Below are 20474 nucleotides of genomic sequence, written 5' to 3'. Positions count from 1 at the left end.
TCAGATGTGTCATCTGAAGCGGGTGCACCCTATATTTTTATGATGACTTGTTGCTAATTCGGTTAAAAGTTCTGGAGAAAAGAGATGAGGACAGGAGTGCTGATTTATAAAGATGTTTTAAGCAGCCTGAGTCCGGAAGCTAAAAAGATATTGGGCCTGATCATGCATAAGGGAGCGATGACTAAAAGTCAGCTGGCCAAAGTGGCGGGATTAAAACTTACCACCTTGAACCGGATGATGCTCCCTCTGGAGAAGGCGGATCTCATTGTCCGCACGGAAACCGGTGAGTCCACCGGCGGTCGGAAACCGGTCATCTATGATGTAAATTCCCGCCGATATTATGTGATCGGGATTGATATTTCCCGTCTCTACTCCCAAGTTGTTCTGACCAATCTGAAAATGGAGCTTCTGGAGAAAGATCGCTTTGATATGGACCGAAACTCTTCCCCGGAAGCCACCCTGAACCGGATTCTGGACTGGGTGGGAAGGGTTCTGGAAAAGCGGGAGCACGGATATGTGATCGGCGTTGGGATCGGTACGGTGGGGCCTTTGGACCGCAAAAGCGGCATCATCCTCAACCCGGAAAACTTTGAGGCCCAGGGTTGGGAGAATATCCCCCTCAAAGCCATCATGGAAGAACGAACGGGCTTGCCGGTCATAATCGATAACGGCGCCAACGCAGCGGTTCTGGCAGAAACCCGTTACGGAAGAGGCAAAGGGATGAAAAGTGTGATCTATCTGAACTGCGGGGTGGGAATCCGAACCGGTGTCATCTCCTCAGGAACCCTGGTCAGGACAATCAACGATGCGGATGATACCTTTGCCCATATAGTGATCGATGTAAATGGCAGACCGTGTCGTTGCGGCAATCAGGGCTGCGTTGAGCGCTACTCCTCGATTTACGCTATTATGGAAGCCTTTGCAGAGGAAATGGCCCAAGGAAGGGACCGTCGGAATCCCAATGCCGACCTCCCGGTCTCCTACCTGGAGCTCTGCCGGGAGGCTGAGGAGAATGATACCACCGCCCGGCAAGTGCTGCAAAATGCCGCTGTACGGATGGGTACGGGTTTGGCTAATTTCATCCAGTTGCTCAATCCAGGACTTGTGGTTCTGAGCGGGCCCCTCATTTTGCATTCCAAGCTCTTCTATGAGGTCTGTGTGGAAGCCGCCAAGCGAAAAAGATATTGGGATAAAGGGGGGCACTTGGTGTTCAGCCGAGGCGGAGCCTTTGAGGAGAATGCCATCTCCATCGGTGCGGCCGCTTTGGTGATGGAGCATTATTTGGAACCGGAGGCTCTCGGGTGAAGGGCCGGGCAGCTTTATGATTGTCTTTCACAGTAGGCAGTCATGCTGCGGGGCGGCACCCGCAGAGGATGAAAAGTGTTGTCCGGGTCGTGTCGCTTTACGCACATCGCTCACTCAGCAGCTCCAGGGCTGGTCAACTCGCTTTCTTAACAGCTCTGCCAAACCTCCAGGTAATACCTGATGTGAACCATGGCTTCGCAACGTTAAGAAAGCCTCGTTAACCCTACCGCCCCTCCGCTAAAATTGTTCGCTCCTGTTCGTTAAGCTACGCTTGCGGGTTTTCTCGTGTAAAGACTCCCCTACCACAGACAGTGCGGACTGAGGATGGGGGAATACAGAAAGAGAGAAGGAGAAATGAAATGGACAGACTGGATCATAATTTGGATCTGAATGAAATAAACCGAGCCTTTGCCGGTGAAGATCCCCGCAGGCTTTTGGCCCATGTAGTGGAAAAAATCGGTCCGGCGCGGATTGCTCTTGCTTCCAGCCTTTCCATCGAAGATCAGGTGCTGACCCAGATGCTGCTGAAGATCGATGCCCGGGCCCGGATCTTCTTTATCGATACAGGCCGGAATTTTCAGCAGACTTATGATCTGATGGAAGAGACCATGGGTCGCTATGAGTTTCATTATGAGGTGTACGCGCCGGAGAATTCGGAGCTGGAGCCGTTTCTAGCGGAATATGGCCCCAACGCTTTTTATGACAGGGTCGAACTGCGCCAAAAATGTTGTGAGCTGAGAAAAGTCAGGTCCTTGCAGCGGGTCCTATCAACCGTAGATGGCTGGATTTGCGGGCTGCGCAGGGAGCAGAGCCCCACCCGCCAGGAAATCGATTTGCTGGAATGGGATTCTCACCACGCTATCTATAAAGTGAATCCTCTGGCCGCCTGGAGCGAAGAGCAGGTTTGGGCTTATATCCGCCGGGAAAACATTCCCTACAGCTCCCTGTACAACAAAGGTTTCCGCAGCATCGGCTGTCAGCCCTGTACCCGGGCGGTGGCTCCTGGGGCGGATGTACGCAGCGGAAGATGGTGGTGGGAAGAGCCGGGAAAAAAGGAATGCGGGCTGCATCCAGTGGACATCCAGTCCTTAGATCAGACCCTGAACCCGTCGCAAAGGAGGAAAAAAAGCCATGAACCATCTTGATAAACTGGAGGCTCAGAGTGTCTATATCCTGAGAGAGGCTTACCGGGAATTTAAAAATATCTGTATGCTCTGGTCCATCGGCAAGGACAGCACCGTCCTGTTATGGCTGGCCCGCAAGGCTTTTTTCGGGCATGTACCCATTCCCCTGGTGCATATTGACACCCACTATAAAATACCGGAGATGATCCGTTACCGGGACGAATTGGCCCGGCAATGGCATCTGACCATGATTTACGGGGAGAACAAAGAGGCCTTGGACGCGGGCAGGACTTTTCCGGACGGGAAAACGGACCGGATCAGCTGCTGTCAGGCGCTGAAAACGGAGGCCTTGAAAAATACCCTTTCCGGGGAGTGGCCCCGCTATATTCTGGATCTAGAAACCGGCAAATATCGGCCCGATCTTAACCGGGAAAAGTACACCGGGGTGATTGTGGGGGTACGGGCGGATGAAGAAGGAAGTCGTTCCAAAGAGCGGTATTTCTCCCCCCGGGATAAGGAAAATGACTGGGATGTAGGGGATCAGCCCCCGGAATTCTGGAATCAGTTCAAAACCGATTTTGCCCCCGGCACCCATATCCGGATCCATCCCCTTCTGGACTGGACGGAGCTGAATGTCTGGGAATATATCGAGCAGGAGAAGATCCCGGTGACATCTCTTTATTTTGATCAGGGGCAGGGCAAACGCTACCGTTCCCTGGGCTGTTATCCCTGCACCTTACCGGTGGAATCCCCGGCCCGCAATGTGGAAGAAATTATTGAGGAGCTGCGCAGCGGCAAGTTTGCCAACATCGCCGAACGGTCGGGACGGGCCCAGGATAAGGATGACGGGGGCGGGCTGGAAACCTTGCGGAGAGGCGGGTATATGTAAGATGGACAACAGAGAACAGATGAACATCGTTATTGTAGGCCATGTGGACCACGGCAAAAGCACGGTTATCGGCAGGCTGCTGGCGGATACCGGTTCCCTTCCCGAGGGCAAGCTGGAAGCGGTACAGGAATATTGCCGCAAGAATGCCCGGCCCTTTGAGTATGCCTTTCTACTGGATGCTTTAAAAGACGAACAGGCTCAGGGGATTACCATCGATACGGCCCGTAGTTTTTTTAAAACCGGCAAAAGGGACTATATCATCATTGACGCCCCCGGGCATATCGAATTCCTGAAAAATATGGTGACGGGAGCTTCCCGAGCGGAGGCCGCCCTGCTGGTCATCGACGCCAAGGAAGGAATCCGGGAAAACTCCAAACGCCACGGCCATATTGCGGCTATGCTGGGCATCCGCCAGGTGGTGGTGCTGGTCAATAAAATGGATCTGGTGGATTTTGACCGGCAGGCGTTTGAGACTATCCGCCGGGAATTCGGTGAATTTTTGCATAAGCTCAACATCCAGCCGGTTAATTTTATTCCCCTCAGCGCCTTTAACGGAGACAATATCGCGGTTCGCTCCCAGCGCACTACGTGGTATGAAGGGCCGACAATCCTGGAACAGCTTGACAGCCTGAACAACCGCAAAGGCAACCAGGAACTCCCTTTCCGGATGCCAGTTCAGGATATATATAAATTTACTGCGGCCGGAGATGACCGGCGCATTGTGGCCGGGACGATCCTCAGCGGCACCATCCACAGCGGGGATGAAGTGGTCTTTCTCCCCTCCCGGAAGAGAAGCGTGATCCAGAGCATAGAGGGATTTAATGTCCCTCATCGGGATATGGCCTATGCCGATGAGGCTGTGGGGCTGACTCTCAAGACCCAGATTTATATCAAACCCGGGGAATTGATGGTCAAAGCCCAGGATAAACAGCCCCTGGTGGGGTCCCGTTTTAAGGCCAATATCTTTTGGGTGGGCAAAGCACCCCTGATTAAAAACAAAACCTATAAGCTGAAAATCGGCACCCTGAAGATCGGGGTGAAGATGGTGGAAATCCTCAACATCATTGACGCGGCGGAGTTGAATATCGACACCTTCAAAGATCAGGCGGAAAAGCATGATGTGGCGGAATGTATTTTTGAGACCGCCAAGCCTATAGCTTTTGATCCGGTGGCGGAAATGGAGCAGACCGGGCGCTTCGTGATTGTGGATAATTACGAAATCTCCGGCGGAGGAATTATCCTGGAGCAGGCTGATGACGACCGCAGCAGTCTGCAGGAGCATGTGCGGCAGCGGGAGACCCAATGGGAAAAAGGGCTGATTCAGCCGGCACAGCGGGCGGGGGTCTATGGACATAAAGCCAAGTTCATCGTCCTGACCTCCGGCAGTGCCGACCATGCCCCAGTGATCGAAACCATAGCCCGGGAACTGGAACAAACCCTCTTCCGGCTTAATTACAAAGCCTATTATCTAGGGGTCAGAAATCTTCTGCACGGTTTGGCGGCGGAAGAGACAGTAAAAGACTGGAGCAGGGACCGGGAGATTAGGCAGGTAGGTGAACTGGCCAGAATTCTCACCGACTCCGGGCAGATCTTTATCACCACGGTCTTTAATTTGGATGATGATGAAGCGGAAAAATTAAAGCTGCTTAATCAGCCCAGTGAGATTCTGGTCATCAACATCGGGGAATCACCATTCTATTCTTTTCAGCCGGATGCCAGCCTTGAGGTGGAGGGGGCTGTGGCGGCCGTGGGCGGCCTTTTGCAGAAGCAGGAGATTATTTTGGATTATTATTTGTAGGGTTTCTACGGCTTTTTCACGGGTCATTTTCAGAGTAGTCGGTCATGCCGCGGGGCGGCAAAAGCATTTTGATCAAAAAAGATGTAGTAGAAGTAGAGGAGATCATTTTAGAAAAAGAGTTTAATTTATGCGAGGAGGAGTAAGCTGTGGCAGAGGTTGATTACAAGGCTCTGAAAAAAGGCGGCTTTATGCAGCAGGTCCAAAAGGACCATTTTGCTCTGCGGCTGCACATCGTGGGCGGTCAGATCCCAGCGGGACAGTTGCAGAAAGTAACGGAGGTTGCCCAAAAATACGGGCAGGGTTATATCCATATGACCTCAAGGCAGAGTATCGAAATTCCTTTTATCCGGCTAGAAGACGTGGAGGCTGTGATAAACGAGCTGAAGAGCGTCGGGCTGGAACCCGGTGCCTCCGGCCCCCGGGTCAGGACGGTTACAGCCTGCCAGGGAGCGGCGATCTGTCCCAGTGGTCTGATCGACACCACCCGCTTGGCTAAGGAGTTGGATAACCGCTATTTTGCCAGAGGACTTCCCCATAAATTCAAGCTGGGAGTTACAGGTTGCGGTAATAATTGCCTGAAGGCGGAGGAAAACGATCTGGGTATCAAAGGAGGAGTCAGACCCCGATGGCAGCAGGACCTGTGCATTTATTGTGGTTTATGCCAGGCGGTTTGCCTGGCCAAAGCCATTGAGGTTCGGAAGGAAGATAAGGCCCTCAGCCTGGATCGCGACTTGTGCACCTATTGCGGCAAATGCGTCAAGTCCTGCCCCACTTTGGCCTGGGGGGGAGAACGGGGATTCCTGCTTTTCTTTGGCGGACTGTTCGGCAACCGGATTGCTATTGGTAAGCGCATCCTGCCTCTGGTCATTGCCGAGGAGCATCTTTACCAGGTGATCGACAAAACCTTAGAATTTTTCCAGACTTACGGCAAACCAAGGGAGCGGTTCAGAAATACCCTGGATAGAGTAGGCTGGGAAACCTTTACTAAAGAGCTGGAGGGATTAGGCCTTGAACACTAAAAAAGCGGATCTGACGGTGGATATCACCGGCGTGGTCCTGCCCGATCAGCCAAGCTAACATCAGCTCCGATCAAGAGCGTGCATTTGAAAATTCGGCTGTTTGAGATTAACTAAGCTAGCTTAGAAGATCTAAAAGAGTCGGATTTTGCTTTTGATAAAGGTCGGGACTACATGCTGGAGTATACGAAATGAACGTATCAAAGCCTCAGTGTAGTAGGCCCATTTGGGGTACCCTGGCAAGCTAGCTTAGTCAATTTCAAAACAGCTGATTTTAACCCAAAGGATTTTTGCAATAATTTTTAGATTGTAAAAGTTGTTTCTATCACATATAATAATAGTGAAAATAAGAATATTTAATGCTTGCGTAGATAGAGATAAGCAAGATTTTCCTTCAAAATGAACATAAAGGAGGAAAAGGGATGAAAGCAGAGTGGATTGAATTAAGTGAGGAATGTCAGTCTACCCCATGGATTCTAAATCGTTATCTGTCAAAAAATCACAGCCTAAAAAGACATTCTCAACGGGTGTCCTCCTTATGCCAAAGTATGGGGCGAGTTTTAGAATTAAGTGAAGAAGAAGCTGCCCAGCTGGAAAAAGCGGCTCTGCTCCATGATATTGGCAAAGCCTTCATTGATTCCAGTATTATTGATAAACCGGGTCAGCTCAATGAAGAGGAATGGGTGGAGGTCAAAGGCCACCCCGGGAAAGGTTTTGACATACTTTGTGCTTTTGGGGATATGGAAGTCACAGCACCGCTTATTCTGGCACATCATGAGCGCTGGGATGGGAGAGGTTATCCCCGAGGACTAAAAGGGGAAGAAATCCCCTTCTTGACCAGGATAATCTCCATCGCAGATACATATGACGCTATGACCAGTTCACGCAGCTATCGGAAGCCCTTATCAAAACGTAAAGCCATTGAAGAATTGAGACGCAATGCAGGAACGCAATTTGATCCTGATCTGGTACATATCTTCATTAATAAAGTTGTCGTGGGTGAAAGAGAGAGAGTCCGATAAGAAAAATATAGAGTGAAATATGAAGTTCATAGGCTTTAACTAGTGAAAAACCGATCATATCAATGATCGGTTTTTTTGCACGACAATAATCGGATAAGAAGTATTGTTTGACCTTAAATGAAAGAGAATTTATAATAACTCTAATGGAAGAACTTTCTGTCGTAGGGGGAACAATGGTAAATTATTATCAGTATTTATGGAAGACGACGTGGATTGAGGCTTTAGGGATTCTTGTGCTGGGCTTATTTATCTTAATTCAATATACTTGGAAGGTCTATGCCAAGGCACAGAATCCGTTACGACCCCTGGATAAATGGATGCTGGCGTTCAAAGGTATAGGGTGGCTCCTCATCTTCGGGACTTATCTTCTCATCTTCAATACCAGCGAGCCGGATTGGTTTGCTAAGCCTGTTCAGGTGCAGGGGGAGATACAAGGGAAGAGCATGGTTTCCAACAGCCGTTATCCCTATAATGTTGAGATTGAATGGGATTCAGGAAGAGAGGTATTCCATTTAGATCCTTATACATACCAAGAGCTGAAAACCGGTCAAAGAGTAAATGTGACTTTTCTCCCCCATCGTATGCAGGTGATATCCTGCGAAATCCTTCCGCCCGATGAGGATGAGAATGAAAAAAAGCTGCTGAATCCAGTCAAAAGAATGGAGGGGGATTATGATATCTGAAGTCTACTTTACCAGTATGAAAATCAATCAGGGTCAAAGCCTGCTGACTAAACTCGAAAAGCTAATCAATCGGTCAGGAATCTTGCAAGGAATTGAGAAGAATGACATGGTCGCCATCAAGGTGCATTTTGGAGAACGGGGTAATTTAGCTTATATCAGACCACAGTTTATGCGGAGAGTCGTGGATCAGGTTAAAAAAAGAGGCGGCCGCCCATTTTTAACCGATGCCAACACTCTCTATGTAGGATCCCGGTCCAATGCCGTTGACCATTTGGAAACAGCCATAGAAAACGGCTTTGATTATTCTGTAGTGGGGGCCCCCCTGGTGATTGCCGATGGACTGAACGGGAAAGACTATGTATCGGTACCTGTGAATTTGAAGCATTTTCAAGAGGTTAAGATCGGGAGCGCTGCGGTCCATGCGGATGCCCTCATTGCTGTCTCTCACTTTAAAGGCCATGAAGCCACAGGCTTTGGGGGAACATTGAAAAATCTTGGGATGGGGTTGGGCAGCCGGGCCGGTAAACAACAACAACATTCGGATATCCTGCCTAAAGTCAATGAGGAGCGCTGTACAGCTTGTGGAAAGTGCAGAAACTGGTGCCCTGCCTCCGCTATTACCGTCGAAAGCAAAGCCCGGATCGACGCCAATCTTTGTATCGGTTGTGGGGAATGTGCAGTTACCTGTACCTTCAAAGCCATCGCTGTCAATTGGAAGACGACACCGGATGTGATCCAGGAGAAGATTGTAGAGTATACAGTGGGTGCCTTAAAAGGGAAGGAAGGAAAGACGGGGTTCATTACCTTTGTTAATAATGTCTCACCCCTATGCGATTGCGTGAGCTGGAATGATGTCCCCATCGTTCAGGATATCGGTATACTTGCTTCCAATGACCCTGTAGCTATCGATCAAGCGGCCGTTGACCTTGTGAACCAAGCTCATGGGAATCCCCATTCTGTTTTGGGTGAGCGTCATCATGAGACAGACAAGTTCCGCGTGATTCATCCCGAAGTGGATTGGTCTGTTCAACTGGAGTACGGAGAAAGGATAGGCTTAGGGTCACGTCAATACAAGCTTATTACATTGGATTAAATGCAAAGACTGCAGGCAGAACTACCCAATACTTGTAAAAATCTACAAAATATTCTCGCCTTTTAGCAACACAGAAGTGTCGTAATATGATATCATAAGAAATAAACTAGTGATAAGACTGGAAAGGAGAGGTGGGGTAATGCGTATTCAAAAAGTCAATGAAAATACAATCCGCATCTTCATCTCCTTTGCCGAACTTGCCGACAGAGATATTACTATGGCAGATTTATTTCAACGTTCGCAAAGAAGTGAGCAGCTGTTTTGGGAGTTAATCTCTCAGGCAAGGGAAGAAGTGGAGTTTAACCTGGATCAGCCCTTTTGGATACAGGCCACGGCGTCATCCAATGAAGAATTCGTGATTACTGTAATCAAACAAGAAGATACAGCAGAGACCTCAACAAAAGAAAAGGAAAACAAACGACCAAGTCGTTCCAAGGTGATGGAGTGGGTGTATGCATTTGCCGATATTGAGGATGTTTTAGCTGTTGTTCAGCGTATTCCCGATTTTTCCCGTGTGCGTTCCAGCCTTTTTGAATTTGATGGGGAATATTATCTTACGGTCAGTCATCTGGGTACGGGTAAGAAAAAACAAGTGGCAGAGGCTTTATTTGACGAGTATGGCGAGCTTGTGGATGTAGCTAAGCTCTTCCTGGAAGAGCACGGAAAAGTTATATTGAAAGAGCGCGCTCTGCAAACCTTAAAAACCCATTTTAAGTTTTAATTTGTAATGTATAAAAGGAAGTCTGGGGACTTCCTTTTTCCATGCACATCCTATGTAATTCTAATCGGATTTAAGCATAAAGTTGTTAATGACTTTTCTAAGGGTAAATTATGTGACATAATGGGAATGTATTGAAAATAATTCAGGAATATTCTGCAAGCAATGGGAACAGACAGCTTTTCCTTTGAAATTTTGTAAGGGAGATGTAGCGTTACAGAAAATACAGTGCTGAACTTCTTTTTGGCGCTTAAAGGTATCAAAGAAGAGGAGTGCCCCTTGATTGGGATTGTTTTTTTGTTCTTTGGTATTTTGAAGTGGCAGAAGACTAGAATGCATTAATACTCGTACCTCCTGTTTAACGATATTGCTATAATATGCTATATCGGGTGTCGAAATCCTAAAAAGCCTGCGGGAAGATTATTAGAGATTCGGTCGGGAAATAGATAGTGTTTGCTATGAGTAAAGGACAGGAAATAAGAGTACAAAGCCTGGTTAAAACAATTGTTCAAGGATCAAGGGATTAAAGTATTTGAAAAAATCAGTCCAATAATGCCGAATAAAAGGTATAATAAGTTGTAAGATGAGATTTTTTTATTAACTACTTGTGGAGTGATATTGTGCAAAAAAAATCTGCTTTCAAAAAATCGGCTTTCAGGAGATTAGGTTTAGCCCTAGTGGTTATGGTACTACTCGTAGGAGGAATCCTTCTTGGCTTCAGTGAATTCAGCATGTCCAAATCGAAACCCCTGCCAGGTAATCAAGCGCTGACGGAAGAGGAGCTTAAAAATCGTATCAGTGTCCTTTTAATTGGTGCAGATCAGCGTCCCGGAGAAAAATCATTCAATACTGACACGATCATACTGGCTACGATTGATCCCAAAAGCGCTCGGGTCAGTTTGTTGTCCATTCCTCGCGATACTCGTGTTTCTATACCAGGGCACAAAGATATTAAGATTAATGGGGTAGCACCTTTGACGGATTTGGAAAACCTGGTGGATGTGGTTTCCGATCTGGTAGGCATACCTATCTCCGGCTATATTCAAACGAATTTTAATGGTTTCAAGAAAATTATCGATACTCTAGGCGGAATCACCGTGGATGTAGAGAAGAATATGTATTATGAGACCGGAGATGATGAAGACGGCTATATTAATCTAAAAAAAGGTCTTCAGAAATTGGATGGCTCCAAGGCTTTGCAGTACGCACGTTTCCGCAATGATGCCTTAGGAGATATCTCACGCACCGCCCGGCAGCAGGTTGTTCTCAAGGCTGTAGCCGGGGAAATGCTCAAGCTGAGCACCCTGCCCAAGCTGCCTTGGCTTATTCCACAGTTGAATGAAGCAGTCAATACTAACCTTCAGTTAGGAGATATGCTTAAGATTGCCAAGACCGCTGTTAAATTTAAAGATGTGGAAATCCACACTCAGACCTTACCGGGGAGTTTCCATGATATGAATGGTATCAGTTATTGGGATGTGGATCCTGAAGAAGTGAGAGAGGTGGTTAGCAATCTTCTTCGGGGCATCACTACGGATAAGGTCATCGGGGACACGATTATCGACTTGCTTAAACCTATAGAACCCAGTAAAGAACCCGGCAAAGAGCCCCCTTTGCCCCAAGTGCCGGGAAATGCTAATGATCCGAATGGACAGGAGTCTCCCGATTATCACGAAACCAACCCTGATAATGAGGCTGAGAAGCCCGTGGATGACGGTATAGATGATGCATCCGGAAAGAAACCGGGAGTTGAATCAGGAGAAGGTTCGGGAGAACAATCAGGAATACCTGAAGAACCCAAAGCACCAGGGGGATCAGGTCATAATTCAACACAGGAATAGGTCGCAAAGATAGTGAGGAAAAAATCTTAAAGGATGAGTGAGGTGACGGATATGTCGGATATAACAGATAATTATCCATCGAATGTCTGCCCCGTCTTCTGGAAACCAGAAGACAATAAATTTCTCATCAGAGTAGGAGATTCTGTCAAATTTGTTGTGCCTTTTCCCCAAGGGGGTATGCTTTACCATAAAGGCGAAAGTCAAGAAACTGCTTTTAAAGTGGATGACGGTGACATCCTTGAGTTTTATCCGAAGTTCTTTCAGGGAGAGTTGACTTGGGAGATCGAAGTTCGGGACCAAGGATTGAGTGCGGTCGCTAAGGTGAGTCATCTGGAGCCAGGATTCTATGCTCTTCCAGAGACCCTCCCCGATAGCATTACCCTTCGCTTGCAGGACCTCCTGATCTGGCAGGATGGCAAGCCCCAAGGCATATACTGGGATCAAACGAAGCTCCAGGGAGACCTCCTGGCTCAAGGGATCGTTTATGGGGTTTTGCCGGGGGTATGGCAGAGCATTTCTAAGGTGCAAGGAAGAGGAGAAGTGGTCATTGCCCAAGGGAAGCCGCCTACCTTATCTGTTGACGCGCGGCTGATTGACTTGTTAGAGAGCAAAAAACCCGAAGTCAAAGAAGAACAGCGGGTTGACTATTTTGCATCAAAGTTAAAATTAGTTCATGAAGGGCAGGCTTTAGCCAGGAAAATTCCTGGTGTACCGGGGGTTCCGGGGAAGAATGTAAGAGGGCAGGAGATACCGCCACCAAGGCCTAAGGATTTTCAATTTAAACTGAAAAAGAATGTCCGATTATCGGAGGATGGGCTGGAAGTTCTGGCCACGGCGCCTGGATTACCACTTCGCATGGATGAACTGACTTTTGGCGTGGAGCCCGCTTATGTTCTGAATCAGGATGTGGATTTGGCTGTGGGCAGTATTGAATTTCCGGGGGATGTATTTATTTCAGGAGATGTCCATGATGGGCTGCATATTTTCTCCGGGGGAAAGGTGGAAATTCGTGGCTCCACCTCCCGGGCAGAGATTCGGGCAGAGAAGGGACTGTTCATTTATCGCAATGCTTTGGCGGGCAAGCTGGTCGTTGGAGCGCGATATGTGGTCCGCTCCAAGCTTCTTCATGATTTACAAGCCCTTCATGATGATTTATTAGCTTGTTTAATGATTACGGATGATTTTGTTAATTCACCTCATGGCAGGAATTTGAAGGCGGGTCAGTGTCTCAAATTGATTATTGAACGCAGGTTCCCTGATTTGCCCAAGATGGCTAACGAACTTGAAAAATTCCTTTTATCCACCAAGGATGAACTGATTCAGCAAGATTTAATCATTTCTGTTCGCACGGCCAAGCATTTTTTAAGCGGTTTAGGGCCTCTTGACCCTCAAGCTCTTCCTCTTCTTGGACGAGTAAGTCAGGCTTTAGAACAAATCATCGGTAATATTACCCTGGATGTTCCGGAAAAGCTTGAATGTCATGTGGACTATGTTCAAGGTGCTTTAATTGAGTGTGCGGGTAATTTTTTCTGCAGAAAAGGAACCTACAACTCGATTATTCAAGCCGCCGGGGACATTAGTATCGAAGGGGTTTGTCGGGGGGGAAGGATTATTTCCGGAGGGAATGTTGAAATCAAAGAACTGGGAGGATCCGGAATTACTGCTACGACCGTACAATTCCCAGGAACTAAACGGTTAAAAGTGGGCTATTGTTATGCTAATGTAGTTATTGTTGTGGATAAGGAGATCATAACTATTGACGAGCCTTATAAATCCCTCGAGATTTACCGTGAGCATGGCAGGGTGGAAATTGAGCGGTTAAAGGGTTAAAATGCCACGGATGGAATCTCTAAAAGGGGTGGAAGTTATGGAAACAATGATTTCTCTGGAACGGGCCTTGGAGGTTGTCCTCCAGCGGGTAAAGGCCCTTGGGGTTGAAAAAGTGGGTTTAGGACAGGCCTATAACCGAGTGATAGCAGCTGATGTTCAAGCGCCAATGGATATGCCGCCTTTCGATCGTTCTCCCTTGGATGGGTATGCTTATTGCGCTCAGCCAACAGACAAAGCTCCCTTGACCCTCAATATCGTCAGTGAGATTCCTGCCGGGACATGGTCTGAGCGGGAAATTCAGCTTGGGGAATGTGCCCGGATTTTTACCGGGTCACCACTTCCTAAGGGTGCGAATTGCGTGGTAAAACAGGAAGATACGGAACGCCTGGGAGACCGAGTGAGAATCAATCAACCTGTTGCCCCTCAAGCCAATGTAGTCTATCAAGGGGAAGAAACAAAATGCGGTGATATCGTTTTAAAAGTAGGGGACTACCTTTCTCCTGCCGCCGTAGGGTTATTAGCTTCCTTAGGTGTTGAGGCGGTTGAAGTGTATCGCCGTCCCAAAGTAGGAATTCTGTCCACGGGCTCAGAGCTCCGGGATGTGGGCAGTCCATTGCCTCCAGGGAAAATCTATAACAGCAATACTTATACCCTCAAAGGCCTTCTCCTGGAAGCGGGATGTGAGGTGAAGGTAGCCCCCTTTGTGGAGGATGATTTGGGGGAGACCATTGAGGCTTTAAAGACTTTGGAAGACACGGATCTTGTGGTTACTACCGGAGGAGCTTCAGTGGGCGAATACGATCTCATCCGCGATGCCTTGGCAGGTGTGGGCTGTGAACTCCTCTTCTGGAAGGTTAACTTTAAACCTGGAACCCCTGTGGCCCTTGGAGTCAAGGGGGAAAGGCTATATTTCTCTTTATCGGGAAATCCCGCGGCGGCGGTAGTGAATTACGAACTCTTAGTCCGCCCTGCCCTGCGCAAACTTATGGGCAGAACATCTCATGAACGGGTTTTTCCCGTCTATATGGACGGTGATTTTGGGAAATCCGGCAAACAGAGAAGATTCTTACGGGCTCGGGCTGTCTTTCGCAACGGGGAGATATGGGCGGATCCCAGCTTTGCTCAAGGTTCCGGCGTCCTCCGCTCAATGAGGGGAAGCCATCTCCTGGTGGATGTTCCTGGTGGACATGGACCGGTTCAAAAGGGCGAGCGCCTGCAAGGCCGCTGGATTGCTTCATGGGAGGAAGATTAAATGATTCCAGTGGTATCGATCGTCGGGCAACGCTCGAACTCAGGTAAAACCACCTTGCTGGTTAAGCTCTTAAAAGAAGCCAAAAACCGGGGCTGGAGAGTTGCCGCAGTTAAGCATGATGTTCATGGATTTGAGATGGATAAGCCGGGGAAAGATACTTGGCGGTTTGCCCAGGCAGGGGCGGATGTGGTCGCCATATCGTCCCCGGAAAAAATGGCTATCCTTGAAAAAGTCCAAGAGGAGCAGACCTTGGCGCAAGTACTGGAGCGCATAAATAATGTAGATCTCATTTTTACTGAGGGGTATAAGCACGGGAATCAGCCTCGGATAGAGGTTTTTCGCTCAGAGGTCCATCAGGAGCTCCTATCCAAGCCGGAGCAGCTGATCGCCATTGCCAGTGACGTCCAATTTGAGCTGGGGGTACCTTGCTTCGACTTGGATGATGCCCGGGGAATCTGTGATTTTCTGGCAAGTAAATATGGATTAAAGTGAGACAGGGAAGGTCCTGTCTCACTTTTTTTGGAGGGGCTGACCATGCCGCTCAAGAGGCGTCGGCAGAGGGGGAAAAGGCTCGCAGAGGTCGTGTAGCTGAATGCAGAGTAGGCGCAGGTCGTGTAGCTATACGCACAACGCTCACTCCATAGCTCCGGGGCTGGTCCACTCGCTTTCTTAACAGCCGAGCCAAACCCCGCTGTTTTCTGCATGCTAACCGGTGGCTCGTCTAAGTTAAGAAAGCCTCGTTGACAAGACCGCCCCTCCGCTAAATCCGTTCGCTTTTGTGCGTAAAGCTACGCTTGCGGGCCTCCTTTCAGCACTGTTTTGGGTCCTGGGGCCTTTTGTGAGGAATTCCTAGGGTCATCTTCAGGGTCCTTCTTAAGGTAGCCGACCCTGCCGCTCAAGCGGCGTCGGTAAAGACGGAAAAAGCGGCTCGGGTCAGGCGACTTGCCCCACATCTCCCACAACGTCCCGCTTGCTCAAACCCGAAAAACAGCCCAAGGATTTTGCTTTACAAAAGGAAGCGAATTTAAGCGAGCGGAAACAAAACTTCGCGAAAAGCACGCAGCGGAGTCGGGTTGGAAACAGGACGTTTCCAACCGCCCATTGAGAACAAGTGCGAAAGCAGTGCTTTCGAGGAGCGATTTGGGCGGGGACCCGACGGAGCGGAGAGCTTGAGCGTTAGTTTTGTCCGCGCAGCTTATGGAGCGACCGGTGTAAAGCAAAATCCTGGAGATTTAGCGTATCCGCTCCAAAAGCCGAGCCGCCAGAGGCAGAAAAGGCATGGCAATGAGAGAAGACAGCACATTGAAAAGGGTATGGGCATTGGCGACCTGGAGGCTGACAGGTCCTCCGATCCATTGAAAAAAAAGAGCAAGAGGTGTTAGGAAGGGAAAGAAAAGAAGTGCGCCGAAGAGGTTTAAAAGGACGTGGAAAAGGGCTACACGTTGGGCTGCCCGGTTAGTGGCTAATGAAGCTATGACGGCTGTAAAGCAGGTGCCGATATTGGCTCCGAATACGAAGGCAATGGCTGTAGGAAGAGTAATCCAACCATCTGAAGCCAGAATCATGACAATCCCGGTGGTGGCTGATGAGGAATGGAGGACGGCGGAAAGCAGAGTACCTGCGATAATGCCTTGGAAGTGATGATCTCCCAGTTGATGGAGTAATTCCTGCACCCTCTCTACCTCGGCTAAAGGAGCCATACCGCTTTCCAAAAGATTTAAAGCAAGAAAGAGAAAAGCTAAACCTAAGCAGGAGAGGGCAAGATAACGCCAGCGATGGGGAAAGAAAAGATAGCCTAGCCCACCAATCAAAAGGGCATAGGGTATCAGGGGTTCCAAGGGTAGGGCCAGAAGCTGGGTGGTCACGGTTGTGCCGATATTGCTTCCTAAAATCAACCCTAAGGCGTTTCGAAAGGAAATAAGGCCGGAATCCACAAAAGAGACGGCCATAACTGTCAGGGCAGTACTGGATTGAAGAGCAGCCGTGGCAAGGGTTCCGCTCCAGAAGCCCCGCCAGGGGGTGGCGGTCATTTGATGGAGAAGATCGCGGAAGGTGTCTCCGGCAAAGGCTTGAAGTCCGTAACGCAGAATATGCATACCATAAAGCAGAAAAGCAAGTCCCAGGATTAAGGCAAGGAGAATGGTCAACATCGCGGCCTCTCCTTTCTTTTATAGCTTACCTCCATCCGCCCCCGCACAGGCGCTCCCTAAAAGTATATGGGTAAATTTCGTGGTCCAGAACAGGAGCATCTCTTCCAGTAGGAGCGTAAATTAACCCAAGGGGTGATGGTATGCTCATTCGCCAAGGGACGGTAAAGGATTGGCCATTTATGTATGAATTGGCTAAGAAAGTTATTCCTGTGAATATTTCTCCATGGCGTCAACAGCCCATGGAAGAAACAATGAAGTACCGAATAAAAATGTTGAAAAACTTTTGGACATGGATCCAACAAAGTAACTCCAAAGTGTTTATTGCCGAGATGGACCCAGGAAAGCCGGCAGGCTTTTTGGTCCTTTATCCAGATGCTCAGGAAGAGCTGACGGGGTTACATCAGGGATGGGTTATGGATATTGCAGTTCTCGAAGAATACCGTAACCATGGAATCGGAAAGGTTTTGATGGAGGAAGCGGAAGCCTATTGCCGGGAGAAAGGTATTCAATATCTTGGTTTAGCAGTAAGTTCTCACAACGTCCAGGCCTTAAGGCTTTATCAGAACCTGGGTTTTGCAGAAGAGCGTAAGCTTATGGTTAAGGTTCTAAAGGACTAAACAGAAAAAATGCAGGGAAATTATTAGACTTCCCTGCATTTTACTGGTTTTGCTAAAGAAAACCCGATAGCACTGAGAATAAAAAAAGCTTGCGACCATGAGCCGCAAGTGAAGTAAAAGAGAGGAGTGGGGATAAAAAATAATTGGAAAACGTGAGACTACTTAAAGTGTTTCCCAGGAAATTTGCCAATATACATGCCGGTTGAAATTTTCTGGTAGAGAAAAGTATTTCTCAGAATTATCATTATGAAGATTATGTTCATGAAGGAGAGTGGTATAATAGAGAAAAGTTTGTTAATGGAGGAATAGTGTGGATCGGAAAGAAATATCAGAAATTGTGCAAAAGATCCTGCATGACACTCAAGCCCAGGAAGGTAGTTATTGCATTATCCGTGCCCAATCGAGGCGTGAATGGTCCCTAAGACTTAACAATGGGCGTTTTGAAAGAGTGTCTACCGCCAGAGAAAGCGGAATCGGGGTCCAAGCCTTTACTTCGGAAGGAGCCTCAGGATTTGCCTCAGTGAATTCGTTGACGGTGGAGGCCGGAAGGGAGGCAATGAAGCGGGCAATTTCTCTTGCTGAGCATAACGCAAGGCTCGGAGCAGAATTAAACCGCGCCATCTATAGCGCATCCCCTTTAAAAGCTGAAGGCCCAAATCCAGCCAAACTGGAGTTTGACCATTTCTCTTTAACAGAATTGCAAGAACAGGTTATGTTTTTACATAAGCGCTTGCTGAGCCGAAGTTCAGAAAACTCCTGGCAGACCAGTTATCGTCAAGTGGAGGATATCTGGTGTATCGGACGAACCGATGGAACCTTAGTCTCCTATGTCGTTCCACGGGCAGTGCTTATGCACCAGGGGACAGTTAGGGTGCAGGGACGGGCTAAAAACACTCTTGTTCAACGAAGCGGCGTGGATGCTGGTCTTCTCCTTTTAGAAAAAGAAGATTCCAGCCTGGAGAAAAGAGGAATTGAACGAGGGGATTTTGCCAAGAAGGTTTGTGTGGCGCCGAATTTGCCAAGCGGACATTATCCTTTGATTATTGACTATGGCTTGGCAAAGGGATTAGCCCATGAAGCCTTTGGACATGCTGTGGAATCGGATCATATGAAGGAGTCCGTGCTGGGGGAAAAAGGGAAGTTGAAGAAAGGTCTGCAAGTAGCTCGCCCCGGTGTACATATTATCGACGGTCCCTTAGAGGGGGATTGGGCTTATCAGCCTTTTTCCGCTAATGGTCTGGTGCGGGAAACCGTTGAGATCGTAAAAGATGGTGTGCTGCAAGCAGGCCTCGGTGATATATTTTCTGCTCAAGAGGCTGGAATGCCTGTCTCAGGGGCGGGGAGAGCGGAAAGCTATGGACATATTCCTCTCCCAAGGATGACCAATATCCGGTTGCTGGTGGATGATGTTCTTCCCTTAGCCCATACCTCCGGTTTGATGGAAGAGGTCTCCCAAGTGCGCCGGACTCTGATGGAGGCAGGTGAACTTCAAAAGGAAGGAAAGCATCTCTTGCTTTTAGGGTACCGGGGAGGTCAGGTTAACCCTAAAACCGGTGATTTTGTCTTCCAATGTGACGGAATCATCGATGTTGCTGATCCCAATTTAGCCATCTACCAGCCCAGCATTTTTAGTGGCAAGATTCTCTCGGCTCTGCAAGCGATTCGTGCAGGAGTGGGCGGGGGATGCTATGACGCGATTGGAACATGCGGCAAAGGAGGACAATCGGTTCCCTCCAGCGGAGGAAGTCACCGCTATCTTCTTCTCGATCGGGACGAAAATGTTACTTTGGGAGGAGAGCAATGATGAAACTTGTGACACAGCTTGAGGGATTCCTCCAAAAGGCAAAAAGGACCCCCGTAAAAGATGAACTAAGAATCCGGGATTGGAGATTCATGGTCCAAGAGGCCAAGCTCATATCCCTGGGAATTAAAGAAAACTCACCGGGCAGTGTCTATACTCCTCCGAGCAACCGTCAGGGAGAGAGTGGAGAAGTCTATATTATCTGGGAAGATGGACGATTGACCCAGGCTCAGGTTCAGGCCCCTCCCCCACATGAGGGCAGTGCATATTGGCAGAATCAGCTGGAGGAGTGGCGTCAGGCTTCTTACGAAGATCCTGAGGGAGCAGACATCCCAACCCCCGAGCCTTTGCCATTAGTTACTGTAGAGGATCGGGAAATAGAGAGGATCTTGGCTGGAGAGGATAGAATTCTATTCGAGCAACTGGCCAGGCTGTTAGGGGATACTCCGTCGGGAGTTCATCTCAATGCCGGTCTTCAAGCAGGTTGGGGGTATCGGCACAATCGGAATTCCCAGGGCTTGGCTGTCAGCTACCAGCAGTCCCAATATACACTTTCTTATTCTTTTGATAGTTTGGTCGGAACAGGATTTGCTAAACGCAGGCTGATTCGTCCTGAAGAATGGGATACACTTTGGAAACGGACCCTTGGCTATTATGAGGCATTGCAGAAGGAGTCCTTCGGGATTAATGACCAAACGGTGGTGGTATTTTCGCCAAGCGTTGTAGGGGATCTCTTTGGACAATTTATCTACCCAAATCTTATGGGACAAAGCATCCTGGAAGGTCAAAGTTCTTTTAAAGTCGAAGATTTCAGAGATCATAAGATGATTTTTCATGAGGATTTGAGCCTCTATGTGGATCCTCTTCGCCCCTTTGAATGGAGTTCCTATCTTTTGACACCTGAGGGAGTGCCGGCTAAGAAAACGGTACTGATTCAGCAGGGAAGCCTGCAAAGCCCCATACTGCGGCTGAAGGATGCAAAGGCTTGGGGAGCACCTCCAACCGGTGTTTCCTATGGAACTTCAGGTCTCTATCTTAAGTCCTCTCGGGAGAAGCCCTGGGGAGAGGTCCTTGACCGTATTGACGATGGAATTCTTATCCTCTCAGTCTTAGGGATGCACACCCAGAACAGTGTCTCAGGGGATTATTCCCTCAGTGCCCCGCAAAGCCTGCGTATCCGGGAAGGAAAAATTGTTGGCAAGAGGGATGTGAAGCTCAACGGGAACTTTTTTAAGGATCTGGCTTGTGCTGAGACCATCCTGGGGAAAGCGGAGATTGAGCTGAAGCCTTATCTTGTGGTGAAGACTGGGGTTCAGAATAGTTAAACGGAGGACC

17 protein-coding genes are annotated in these 20474 nt (G+C 48.6%); 16 read left to right on the top strand and 1 reads right to left on the bottom strand.

Annotated elements, in window-relative coordinates; all coding sequences use genetic code 11:
• The first annotated feature begins 84 nt into the window (after positions 1-84).
• The 13 genes from DESPCE1_RS0117070 to mobB all read left to right on the top strand — a co-directional run bounded on the left by DESPCE1_RS0117070 (position 85) and on the right by mobB (position 15063).
• Positions 85-1305 (top strand): ROK family transcriptional regulator, encoded by a 1221-nt coding sequence (locus tag DESPCE1_RS0117070; protein ID WP_019851125.1) that lies wholly within the window; start codon positions 85-87, stop codon positions 1303-1305.
• A 359-nt stretch (positions 1306-1664) separates the two neighbouring features.
• Complete coding sequence (locus tag DESPCE1_RS0117065; RefSeq protein ID WP_014795245.1) at positions 1665-2450, top strand: phosphoadenylyl-sulfate reductase; 786 nt, start codon at positions 1665-1667, stop codon at positions 2448-2450.
• Positions 2437-3318 carry a sulfate adenylyltransferase subunit CysD gene (gene cysD / locus DESPCE1_RS0117060; protein WP_019851124.1) on the top strand — a complete coding sequence of 294 codons (882 nt, stop codon included), beginning with the start codon at positions 2437-2439 and terminating at the stop codon, positions 3316-3318. Before DESPCE1_RS0117065 ends, cysD begins: the two co-directional genes overlap by 14 nt.
• A gap of 1 nt (position 3319) precedes the next feature.
• On the top strand, positions 3320-5116 hold the full coding sequence (locus DESPCE1_RS0117055) for a GTP-binding protein (protein WP_019851123.1): 1797 nt from the start codon (positions 3320-3322) through the stop codon (positions 5114-5116).
• A 146-nt stretch (positions 5117-5262) separates the two neighbouring features.
• Complete coding sequence (locus DESPCE1_RS0117045) at positions 5263-6135, top strand: 4Fe-4S binding protein (RefSeq protein ID WP_019851121.1); 873 nt, start codon at positions 5263-5265, stop codon at positions 6133-6135.
• A 419-nt stretch (positions 6136-6554) separates the two neighbouring features.
• A complete protein-coding gene (locus tag DESPCE1_RS0117040; protein WP_019851120.1) occupies positions 6555-7154 on the top strand; it encodes an HD-GYP domain-containing protein in 600 nt (199 codons plus the stop codon).
• Between the two features lie 173 nt (positions 7155-7327).
• Positions 7328-7837: a hypothetical protein gene (locus DESPCE1_RS0117035; protein ID WP_019851119.1), complete on the top strand. Its 510-nt coding sequence runs from the start codon at positions 7328-7330 to the stop codon at positions 7835-7837.
• Positions 7827-8930, top strand: coding sequence for a DUF362 domain-containing protein (locus DESPCE1_RS0117030; RefSeq protein WP_019851118.1), 1104 nt, complete (start codon positions 7827-7829; stop codon positions 8928-8930). The genes DESPCE1_RS0117035 and DESPCE1_RS0117030 overlap by 11 nt, the downstream gene beginning before the upstream one ends.
• 139 nt (positions 8931-9069) lie before the next feature.
• Complete coding sequence (locus DESPCE1_RS0117025; RefSeq protein WP_014795238.1) at positions 9070-9651, top strand: adaptor protein MecA; 582 nt, start codon at positions 9070-9072, stop codon at positions 9649-9651.
• 617 nt (positions 9652-10268) lie between these two features.
• Positions 10269-11489, top strand: coding sequence for an LCP family protein (locus DESPCE1_RS0117015; RefSeq protein WP_019851117.1), 1221 nt, complete (start codon positions 10269-10271; stop codon positions 11487-11489).
• Positions 11490-11540: 51 nt separating this feature from the next.
• Entirely contained in the window at positions 11541-13319 is a 1779-nt protein-coding gene (locus DESPCE1_RS0117010; protein ID WP_014795235.1) for a DUF342 domain-containing protein, read from the top strand.
• Between the two features lie 37 nt (positions 13320-13356).
• Positions 13357-14571: a gephyrin-like molybdotransferase Glp gene (glp, locus tag DESPCE1_RS0117005; protein WP_019851116.1), complete on the top strand. Its 1215-nt coding sequence runs from the start codon at positions 13357-13359 to the stop codon at positions 14569-14571.
• The gene (gene mobB / locus DESPCE1_RS0117000; RefSeq protein ID WP_014795233.1) at positions 14572-15063 is read left to right on the top strand and encodes a molybdopterin-guanine dinucleotide biosynthesis protein B; all 492 of its coding nucleotides are present in this window, start codon (positions 14572-14574) and stop codon (positions 15061-15063) included. It abuts the gene before it with no gap.
• 740 nt (positions 15064-15803) lie between these two features.
• On the opposite strand, the gene DESPCE1_RS0116995 is transcribed toward mobB, so the two are convergent.
• A complete protein-coding gene (locus DESPCE1_RS0116995; RefSeq protein ID WP_019851115.1) occupies positions 15804-16721 on the bottom strand; it encodes a Na/Pi symporter in 918 nt (305 codons plus the stop codon).
• Between the two features lie 140 nt (positions 16722-16861).
• On the opposite strand from DESPCE1_RS0116995, the gene DESPCE1_RS0116990 reads away from it, so the two are divergent.
• The 3 genes from DESPCE1_RS0116990 to DESPCE1_RS0116980 all read left to right on the top strand — a co-directional run bounded on the left by DESPCE1_RS0116990 (position 16862) and on the right by DESPCE1_RS0116980 (position 20464).
• Complete coding sequence (locus DESPCE1_RS0116990; RefSeq protein WP_019851114.1) at positions 16862-17338, top strand: GNAT family N-acetyltransferase; 477 nt, start codon at positions 16862-16864, stop codon at positions 17336-17338.
• A gap of 310 nt (positions 17339-17648) precedes the next feature.
• Positions 17649-19142 (top strand): TldD/PmbA family protein, encoded by a 1494-nt coding sequence (locus DESPCE1_RS0116985; protein ID WP_019851113.1) that lies wholly within the window; start codon positions 17649-17651, stop codon positions 19140-19142.
• A complete protein-coding gene (locus DESPCE1_RS0116980) occupies positions 19139-20464 on the top strand; it encodes a metallopeptidase TldD-related protein (protein ID WP_019851112.1) in 1326 nt (441 codons plus the stop codon). The genes DESPCE1_RS0116985 and DESPCE1_RS0116980 overlap by 4 nt, the downstream gene beginning before the upstream one ends.
• The last annotated feature ends 10 nt before the right edge of the window (positions 20465-20474 follow it).

Origin of the sequence: Desulfitobacterium sp. PCE1 (assembly GCF_000384015.1) — a bacterium.
Lineage (GTDB): Bacteria > Bacillota > Desulfitobacteriia > Desulfitobacteriales > Desulfitobacteriaceae > Desulfitobacterium > Desulfitobacterium dehalogenans.
The sequence above is the reverse complement of the archived record's forward strand: the minus strand, read 5'-3'. Positions and strand labels throughout refer to the sequence as shown.